The organism is Actinoallomurus spadix, from assembly GCF_024055725.1.
Taxonomy (GTDB): Bacteria; Actinomycetota; Actinomycetes; order Streptosporangiales; family Streptosporangiaceae; genus Actinoallomurus; species Actinoallomurus spadix.
Genome location: NZ_JAMXMX010000058.1, coordinates 1 through 10792, shown reverse-complemented (window position 1 = coordinate 10792; position 10792 = coordinate 1). Strand labels below are relative to the sequence as shown.

The 10792-nt window shown below is 69.7% G+C and carries 1 protein-coding gene; it reads right to left on the bottom strand.

Going from position 1 to position 10792, the window contains the following annotated elements:
• On the bottom strand, nt 1–10792 hold a 10792-nt coding region (locus tag NE235_RS36860), incomplete at both ends, for a hypothetical protein (protein WP_252811527.1).

The following is a 10792-nucleotide window of genomic DNA, read 5'->3' as shown; positions in this document are numbered from 1 at the left end:
CCACCACCATCACCCCTCAGCAGCCCGCGGAACTCCCGCAACAAACGCGGAGCCAGCTCCCTCCCCTCCACCGTCGGCGGAACCGGCATATCCTCCTCCGTCGCAAGACCACTCACCCGCGCATACAACTCACCCACCGTGCGCGGCGCACCCACCACCCCAGCAGCACCCAACGACGCCACCAACGCCTCACCGAACCCATCACCCCGGGCCCCCACCATCGGTGCCAAAAAGAACTCCACCTCACCGAACACAACACCCCGCCGACCAACCCGCACAAAACTCCCCGACGTCGCCAAAGAGGGGACCGCGGCGAGCGAAGGCACGGATGATGTCGCTTGGGGAGACGGCGCGTTCCACAACTCCCTCGCCGGATACCCCAACCGATCGGCCACGCCACCCAAGGCCACCCCGGCAGAGTCCTCCGCGGCACCGTAGTGGTCGACGCCTCCGTCGGCGCGATACGCCCGAACAGAGGTAGGCCGACCCTCCTTGTCCGGCAACGAATGAATCCACCACGGCGTCGGCGCCTGCACACCGAGCCACTCAAAAATCGTCAGCTTGAAGTCCCGGGCCACCCGGCTCAACTCGGCGGACGGCGCCACACCAGGATGCGTGCACCGCAGAAGGAACAATGTCGTGAAGCCCCGGCTGACGATCTCCCGCGCCGTGGCCCGGACGACGCCCACCTCGTCCGGCGGCTGCGAACCATGCCACGCCAGCAGATACACACCGGAACGATCATCGACCGGCACCTCCACCCGCACGGCCACCTCTCGGCCAGGCACCCCCCGCCAGGAAACAAACCCCGCATGCCGCAAAGCCCAATAAAACGGCGCCCGCGACGCCCAATCAGCATCATCGAAGAACACATCTCCGACACGATCACCATTCGGTGAAACAACCCGACGCCATCGTGGCTCGCCACGACTCCCCCAAACCACAGAACGTCGGCCACCCGACACCGAAGAAACCACCGGCGGCTCGGGAACCACGGGCTCGATCTCCACGGCCGGCCGGGAGCGCTGGACGCGCGTCAGGTCCGCTCCGCGTAGGCCGCCGCTCAGGATCGCCTGGCTTCGCTGCGCGGGCGTCAGATCGATCCCGGCGCGTTCGAGGTCGGCGAGGGAGACCTGCCGGTCCTCGTCGATGAGGGGCGCGGAGGCGGGCGGACCTTCATCCGCCGGACCCGTGAGCCCGTTCAGCGAGGGTTTGACGGCCGCGCCCGGCTCGTCGGGCGACGTGGTCACCGGCCGCGGGGCCTGAGGTGCGCTCTGCGGGTACCGGCTGATCGTTCCGTCGGTGTCGCGGGTGAGCAGTTCGACCGGTATGCCGGTCTGGGTGGTGATCCGCTTGGCCGTCGCGGCGGCCGTCGCCAGGTGGTCGGTGCGGGTCCACAGCCGCAGTGTCCGGCCGCGCAGCGCCGCCATGCCTCCTGCCAGGTCGATGATCTCGGCGGTGGCCTCGGGAGGGAGGGTGCCGCTCTCGGCCCAGGAGGCCGGTAGCTCGGCATCGCCCAGCGGCGGCCGTTCCAGGTCCGGCCCGAGGTCGTTGATCAGCCGGCGGGCCACCGTGACCGGGAGCATGCCGATGAAGCCGTCGGGAACGTCCAGGACGACGTGGTGCCCGCGCGGGCCGCTGACGTAGAACCGGGCGTCGAAGACGTAGTAGTCATAGTCGTCATCGCGCTGCCGGTTGGACTCGACGTAGTCGCCCGCCGAGTTCTTGTACATGCGGGCTTTCCGCTTGGCCTTGCTGTACGACCCCCCGGGATCGATTATGGGCTGGTCGGCGCCCTCCTGTATCGGCCGGGCGAACGCGTGGCCGACGTTGGTTTCGCCGGCGAAGGTCCATCCCCGTTCGGCTTCGTGTTCCCGCGCCGGCTCCTGAGAGTGCTCGGGGAAGTTGAGCCCGGTGAAACCGCCCCGCGTCTTCCATCGTCCCCGGGTGGGCACCATTTGAAGCGTGAGGTCGTCACCGCCGACGAGCGGGATGCGGTAGGTGCCGCGCAGCAGCTTGTCGATGTTGGCGGCGGCATCGCGTTCGTCGAGTGCGATATCGACGGTCAGGGTGTTCTCGTGGGCGGGGCCGAACCCCTTGGTGGTCGGTGCGACACCCCGCGCCACTGCCGCCTCGTCGATCCGGCGCCGGGGCATCGCGGCGGCCGGTGCCCAGCGTGCCAGGTGCTCGATTCCGGGCAGCGTCATGGCGTGCACGTGTTCGGCGAGCGAGGTGGCCAGTGCGGTGGGAGCCGGCGGCCGCGTGCGCGTGAGCGCCGGCGATATCTCGACCGGCGTCCCGGCCGCGTCCGGTCTCGGACCGGCAGCGGTCAGGTGAGTGGGCACGAGGACCTTTGCCCGGCCGTGTACATCCCGGCTGGCGGCCGCCGGAGTGCCGGCGGGGAACAGGTGCCGCCACATCCGGTGGGCCTCTCCCCGAGAAAGAACGTCCACGAGCTGGGGCAGGAGCTTCGCCACCTGCCCGGACCGCTGGAAGAGCTCGCTCGGCGAGTACCGGAAGAACACTTCAACGCGGTACCGGAGACTGTGCGAGAACTCCTGTGCGGTGTCCTTGGCCGTGGCACGCCGAACGTCCCGCGCGGTGGATTCGAGGCCGGTCTTCACCGCGTCTCTGCGCTCGTACGTCGCGCTTGCACCACCGGCGGGTCGCAGACCGAACGGCGCGGTCGCCCACCGGCCGTCGCCGAATCCTTCGACGTGCCAGCCGTGCCCCCTGCTCCGGTCCTTACCGATCTGGACGAACGCCTGCCCACCGGTCGTCAGCTTCACATCGGGCCTGGGCCGCCGGTAGGTGATCGAGTCCTCGATGGCGATCACGCGGGTCCCGATGTGCAGCGTGCCACCGGTGCGGGCGTCCATCTTCAGGTAGTCCCAGACACGGTGGCCCTCACCCCACATCGGGGCGGGGGTGGTGAAGATGCGGGGGATTCCGCCTCGGCGCGCGGTCTTGTACTGGCTGCGGATCGCCTCCTCGTCGTAGGCCGTCTCGATCGCGGTGAGCACGTCCGGGTCCACGTTCCCGCCGAGCAGTGCCTCGATCGTGTCGACGACGTCCGCCGCGTCGACCTCCTCGATATGCGCGGCGGCCATGGCCAGGTCGTCGTGAAGGTAGTGACGTTCGCCCTTCGCGGACGGCAGGTCGTCTCGGGCCGGCACGGGCAGGCCATGGTCGGCGGCAAGGACGTACGGGACCAGGAGCTCGACCCCCCGAGTGATCTTCACGTGCCGTTGGGCACGGTAGGAGACCCGCTCCCCCGCGCCCCTGCGGAAGGCGTTAAGGAGCTTGCGCGCGCCGCGCACATTCTCCCCCTCGCCCCTGCGGAAGGCGTCAAGGAGCTTGCGCTTGCCGCGCACATCGCGCCAGCGCCGGTACTCGATGGTGTAGACGACATCCGCGCCGAGTTGCTCGCCGTCACCCGAGTAGGTGCCCAGGTTCAGGTCCAGCGCACCGCCCATCTCCTTCTCGCTGCGGCCACGGGACGCCTCACCGCCGCCGACGAGGCCGATCGAAGCCCCGCTGGCCGCCTTATTACTCGTCGGCTCGTGCCCTGCGTCATCACTCGTCGGCTCGTGCCCTGCGTCGTCGCCCTCCCCGGAGGGGCGGTGCTGGAACACACCGGCCGGGCCGGCGGAGGTGTCGACACCGTAACTGGTCGCGTTCTCCTCACCGAACCGCAGGTCGGACTCGCTGTACTGCTCCAGGGTGGTGCCCTTGACCGTCTGCTCGTGGCGGACGTTGAACGTCCGACCCCAGACCCTGACCTCCTGCCGCCATCCGTGGGGGAGCGAAGGCAGCGGAATCCGCAGGCCACGGCGGGTCGTGGGCGAGGGCAGGACGCTGGACCCGGCCAAGCCGGCCGCGGTGTGCGTCAGCAGGCGCCGGGCGTTGGACTCCAGGAACGTGCGCGTTCCGGTACGCAGGATCTGCTCCGCGGCACCGTACCGGCGGCCGGACGGCACGAGCGCGGCGAGCACCTGCTTGAACGCGTCGTCCTGCGGTCTGACCCCGCGCACCTTGTTGTGCGCGCCCACCAGCTCGGCGATATTCGCCGAGATCTCGTTCGCGCCGGTCAGGTCGACATGGACACCGGTCAGGCTTTTGAGATGGAACTCCTCGCCCCTGTCCTTCCCCGGCGGGGCGGCCAGCCGCCGGAACCCCTCTTCGTCCATCGGCCCGGTCTTCACCGTGACCTGGCCGTAGGTCAGGATCTCGTCGGCGGGGAGCGGCTTGGCGGGCAGGTGCTCGTCGGAGACGGTTACGGCGGTCCAGTACTCGTCACCGGACCGCTCCCACACCCGGGCCGCGACCGGCTCCCCGGACGCACGCCTGGTCGTGACCGCCGGCCTGTACACGGTCTCGTATTCGAAACGGGTGGCGTCTCCGTTCGTCCGCGCGCGGCGGTACTCCTTGACCCCGGTGGCGACACCGATCTTGTGGTGCCAAGCGCGTTCACCGTGCAGTTCGAGCAGGTGCACGTCGAGGCTGAACAGGCCCTTGATCCTGACCCGGAAACTGATCTTGAACCCGGCGCCGACGGCGCGGCCCTTCTTGTCCTCGGTGTCCACCCCCGCGACGTTCTTACGCTGGGTGTCCAGGCTGACGTTCACCTCGGCCACCGGGTCCCGGCGCAGCGCCCGCAGTTCGGTGTGGAGCACCGCGGTGAACGTGTATCCGTCGATCGTCACCTCGTGGCTGATGTCGCCGTCGACGCCGTCCGCGGCGGTGCCGCGGCCACCGGGCACCCCGAACTTCATGGCCAGCGCCCGCGCCAGATGCTGACGCGCGGCGGCGGACATCCTGCCCTCGACGCCGGCCGTGCGCATCTGCCGGGCGAGCTCGTCGACGATCTCCCGGTAGACCTTCTCCCGGCCCGGCATCTCCCGCACGATGCCCCGGCCCAGGCCGGTACGGGCGGCCAGCGCGAGCGGCTCGCGGGGGTGCACCACATGGTGCCAGGTCCGCAGCGGACCGTGGGCCTGGCCGCGCTCGTCGAGAACGAAGCGTCGTTCGCCGGCCTGCTCTCCGCCCTCCTGCTCCGGCACTCGCCTGCCGTCGGGGGCCAGCACCTGGATCCGCGGCTCCGCCAGCAGCGCGTCGACGGCCTCGTGCAGGGTCCGGTCCTCGCCCGGATCCCGCAGCCTGCCCTGCAGCGCCTCGGTCAACTGGACCTGCGGCGTCCCGCCCGAGTTCAAGAAGTCGATGACGGCCGTCAGCCCCGCCGCGTGCAGCGGCGGCAGCAGATCCTCATACCACGGGCGCGGCGCCTCGGCCGTCATGGGCCTGTCCGCCGCCGGATTGGGGACGTACCAGCGCGGCTGCCGCTCGCCCTCCAGGTCGTCCATGAGAAGCGCGCCGACCACCCGGGCGTCCTCGTTGAGCACGTACCGCCACACCGGTCCGGGGCCACCGGAGTCCTCACGCGAGACCAGGAACGCGTGCTCCTCCGCCGGCAGGACCCAGGTGACGCCGGGATGCGCGTACAGCGCCTGCCAACCGCCCTGCGCGTCGAGCCAGTGGGGGACGTACGCATCGTGCAGCGCGGGGGGAAGGACGATCTCGATCGGCCCTCGGCCGGCCAGCGCGACGAGGTCGCCGGTGTCCCGTACGCCGCCGTCGGGGAAGGGCTCGGGCGGGCGTCCGTCCGTGAACCGCGACCTCAGCCACTGCGCGAAGTCGGCCCAAGACGGCGCCGAACGCCCGGTCCCGGGCTCCGGCGCGGTGGAGGCCTCACCGGCGGCCGTCGTCGGCTCCTGCGGTTCCGGCCCTGCTGCCACCTCCGGCCGGGCCGCCGCGTCCTCACCGGTCGTCTCACCCTGGACCGGCGCACTCTCGCCGATCGCCGCCGGTGACCGCTCCTCGAGCGCCGTGGACCCGGCGGGCGTGTCGAGTTCTTCCGCTGCCCCCGGAGCCTTCGGCTGCTCCGCGGGGATGAGCCCGGAGCCGGTGAGCGCTCCGCCGAGAGCGTTGCGCTCGAACTCCTTGGCGTGCGCGAGGCCGATCCCCAGTTCTCCGGTGACCAGGAGGGTGAACGATACGTCGCCGTGACCGGATCTGACCCGGACCGTCATCAGGAACTCGGTCTGGTAGCGGACCAGACGGTCCTTGCGCATGATGGCGTTCTTGAGCTGGCCTCCGGTGGTCAGGGTGCGCCCATACTCGTGGGAGGAACTCAGCTTCGGCAGATCGACGCTGGGCGTGGCCATATGGCGGCCCAGCTCGATGCCGAAGGCGACGCCCGGAGTGGTGCTCGCCCCGGTGCTGTACTTCTGGCCGTCGGCGATCCGCACCGTGTCCGCGATGTCGTTGCGGAGCAGCACCTCCTCATCGGTGGTCGTCACGTAGCGCACGGTGTGCGGCCGTCCGCTGAACTCCAGATGTCCCTGGAACTCGGAGAGGGTGGCCATCTTCTTGGCGACCAGGCTCGTCACCCAGCTGTCGGTCAGCCACCACTGGCTGCGGTCCTTGAACGTCTTCTCGTTGGCGTACTCTTCGGCGACCTCCTGCACGATCTCGTCGACGCCCTTCGCGGGGAGCCCGAGGTGATCGAGGACGCTGCGCAGCCCAGCCAGCAGCGGCTCGGGCACGATCGCGGTCACCGCATGGTCGATGCCATGGAGCACGTCCGGGTCCACGACCGGCACGACCGGGTGCCGGCCGTTCTTGGGTCGCGCCATGAGAACGGCGGCCTCGGCGGCGGACGTGTAGACCTTGGGGAACGCCAGTCGCGCCTTGCCGGGGAGCAGGAGATCCGGCCCCTCGGCCCGGTCGACGGTGGCCCGCACCCGGATTCGTGCCGTGTGACCGTGCGTGGCGTTGGTGATGACCCGGTTCCCCGACTGGACCTCCATCAGGATGGTCTGCCAGGAACCGTAGCCGCGCTCCGTTCCCGCCTTGAACACCGGCGAGAAGTGCGACAGAGCCACCTGAACCGCCACCGGAAGGAACAGGATCGGTTCGATCTGCCCGTGCTTGGCGCTTCGGCGTTCGCGCGAGTCCTGCTCGGCGTACGTGGTGTCGCCGTACTTGCTGAAGTACGTCTGGTAGCCCGGGTCGGTCCCCGCCTCCTCCGGCGACGCGAACTTCGCCTCCTCCACGGAGAAGGACAGCTTGACCCGCGTGTTCTCCTCGACGATCAACTCACCGTGGAGAAGCAGCCGCTCCCATCGCGCGGGCTCCTTCTCCGCCAGCACCGCGAGGATCTCCTTGCGGACCGCACGCGCCACGGACGACGCCATGCCCGAGGTGACGGCATCGATCCAGCGGCTGACCGCCTCGTCGGGCCGGCCGCCCGGCAGTGACCCGTCCACCACGTCGTCGACCGACGACACGGAACCGTCACCGAGTCCGCCGTTCGCCACATACCACGGCACGAGCGGTGTCGCGTCCGAGCCTGACGCCCCCCCAGTGCCGTCTCGCAACGGGATGCGGACGGCCATACCGCTCTCCTCGAGCGGCACGAGGTACATGGCGGTCTCATCCACCACGAGCCGGTGGGGCCGGGCCGCCGGGTCCATGGAGTACAGCTGCCCCAGCAGCGCGCCGTGATTGCCGATGTGACCGATCCAGCCGTTGTCCCCCCGCAGGTAGGCGCCGGTCGGCTCGTGGACGAAATCGTGTCCGAAGCTCGTCCAGTCATCGGGTGACAGTCCTCCGAGGAGCCTGATCACACCGGTGCGCTCGATCTCGTACGTGAACGGCGCCGAGTGAGACGGATGCGAGCGCTCCCAGACGAACGGCTCCCCGGAGGTCTCACCGATATCCGGCACCTCGTGCAGCGGCACCAGGTCCAGATCGGCGAGGTCGCCGGAACGCGGTTCCATGACCGTCAGCCGGCGGCCGACCGGCCACCCCTCCTCCAGCGGATTCCTCCCCTGGTCCGGGGATCCGCCCGGCAGGCGGCCGGGCCGTGAGGAAGGCCCCGCAGCGGGCGAAGACAACCACGCATCCGGCGCATCCGGCGCCCCCGAGCCGCCCTCCGGATCCTCCGCAGGCTGCCACTCCCTCAGGAACGTCGGCACCGCCCCGGCAACCTCACCCGCCGGACCGTAGTAATCCACACCCCCATCCTCCCGATACGCCTCAACGAACCCAGGCCGACCCGCCTCATCCGGCAACGAATGGAACTCCTCCGGCGTCAGCGCCGCCCCACCACGCCAATTGAAAATCGCCAGACCATGATCCCGCGCCACCCTCGCCAACTCCGGCGAAGCTTCCGGAGTAGCGTCCGTGCACCGCACGAGGAACAACGTCGTAAAGCCCTGGCCGACGATTTCCCGCGCCGTGGCCCGCACGACCCCGACCTCATCCCGCGGCGGCTGCGAACCATGCCACGCCAGCAGATACGCACTGGAACGATCACTGACCGGCAACTCCAGCCGCACGCTCACCTCACGGCCCGGCGCCCCCCGCCAGAACCGGAACCCCGCACCCTGAAAACCTCCATAGAACGACCGCAGTTCCGCATCGGCAGCCGGGAAGTACACATCTCCCACATGACGCCCCTCCGGCGACACGACCCCATGCCACCGCGGCTCATTACCACTCCCCCGAGCAACCGCTCGCCCGTTCCGCAACCTCGCGTCCGGAAGCGGACTCCTCTGAGTTCCAGGCCTGCGCACCAGGCGATCGAGCCAACGACGGCGCCGCGTCTGCGGGCCGGGCTCGGCGCGGTCCTCGCGCTGGGCACCGCGGGTGTCCACCCGGCGCGGCCCACCGCGGTGATCATCGAACGAGACCGTGACCGTGTCGCCGGCGGTCTTCGTGATCATGAAGTGCCCGGCGGTGAGGTGCGGCCCCTCGCTGTCGGCCTGACGCTCCTGCAGTTCGCCGTCCAGAAGCTCGAGGAAGGCAGTCTCGGCGGCCTCCGTCTGTTCGCTCCAACGGCCGCGCGCCGTGGCGGGGCCGGTGATGGTGACGGACGGCAGGTCGATCCTGTGGTCGTGGTTCCACAAGCCGACCTTGGCCACCACCCTGACGAAGGAGATCAAGTGATTCTTGTCGACTTCGGCGCCCGCCATGAACCTGACGGGCGCGGGCGAAAGGTAGTGGCCGAGCAGAACGACGGAGGTGAGCGGGTTGGCGACGGACGCGGGTCCCGGTTCCAGCAGTCCCGCGCTGACGTCGTGCATGCTCTCACCGGGACGCTTGGAGAGCATCCGCATGTACCACTGGCGTTTGACCGGGATGAGCTGACCGAGCACCTCCTCGAGATTCTCCAGACCGCTGATGACGCCCCGGATCTGCTTGTCCAGCGCCGCTTCGGCCGCCGCGCGTTCCGCGGACCCCTCGGCCGTGCTCAGCACCCGTTCCTGGGCCTCTTTGGCCCTGACCAACGCCCCCGCCGCATAGAAGTAGCCGTTCAGCTCCTTGCGGACAGGGTCGGTGCTGTCCCCGCCGTGCTGTGCGCGTCTTTCCTTCAGAGCCTCGGTGATCTGCTTCAACTCGTCGAGCGTGTAGTTGCTCAGATTCGCCTCGACCGTTTCCCGGCGCACGGCCTCCCACGCCGGCGACGCCTTCCGCGCGTGGTTCTCCAGGGTGATCTGGGTCTTACCGTCCTCGCTCTGGAGCACGACGGTCGCGAAGTGGTAACCGACATGCTTGGCCGGGTCGGAACCGGGCTTGGCGAAGTTACGCGTCAGATCCGGCCCTCCCCCGTCCCCCGGTGCGGCGACGGACTGGACCGCATAGCTTTCGCCCACATCGGCCCACGCGTGCTCGTTGATGCCGAGAAGGCGTGCCGCATAGGACAGGGCGCCACGGCGCGGGCTCGGGGTGTCGGACAGGGCGAGCGCACTGCCGTACCCCTCGCCGGGGAGCGGGCCACCGCCCCCACCGCTCGGCCGGGCGTCCTGGCGGATCTGCTCGGCCGCCCACCCTGGGGTCACGTTCTGCGGCGGGATCTTCCCGTCGGCCATTCGCGTCAGAGCCTCGGCGAGGTAATGGGTACCGATGATCTCGGTCGGGTCGGCCGCGTTGACCGGCGCGGTGGTCACCGGACCGCGCTCCCGGCCGCCGAAGACCAGGTGCGACACCCGGCCGGTGGCGTTCAAGTATTCGGTGAACTGCCGAGAGCCGTCATCCTGGGACTGCCCGGGGAGGGGCTTGAACTCCGGTTCGACGAGGAACAGGCGCCGGCTCTCCCCGTCTTCGGCAGGCAAAACGATGGCCTTCTTGCGATCGACCTTGAGGGCGACGATGTGACCCGCACGCCTCAACTTCGCGTTCGACTCCGCGACGGCCGCCTCCGTCGCGAAAACCCGTTGCCCCGCCACGCCATCCTCGACGGCGAGCGTACTGTCCGCAGAAATCCTCAACCGCGGCCGGTCGGAGACCGACGTCTCCACATACTCCTGCGCCAGCATGGTGAACTCCGGCGCGGCAGACGCCCCCTCCCACGCCCCCGGGGAGCGCCGCGCCAGAACAGGCTCCCCAGGCCGGCGGAACAGCACACCGTCACCGCGCTCGTCGATCACCTCGTACTGGTCCGTGGTCAGCGGCCTGGCCCGCCGCGTCTCCATCGGGCCGGTCGGCTTGGTCAAGGTCACCGCCGGGCCGCCGGCGTCGCCTGCGGACCGCGCGCCGTCCTCCGCGTCGCTCTCCGCACCGCCGTACATGTCGACGATGCTGGAAGTGGCTCCCTCGTCGCTCTCCGCACCGCCGTACATGTCGACGACGTTGAAAGAGGATCCCGCGTCGCTCTCCGCACCGCCGTACATATCGACGACGTTGAAAGAGGATCCCGCGTCGCTCTCCGCACCGCCGTACATATCGA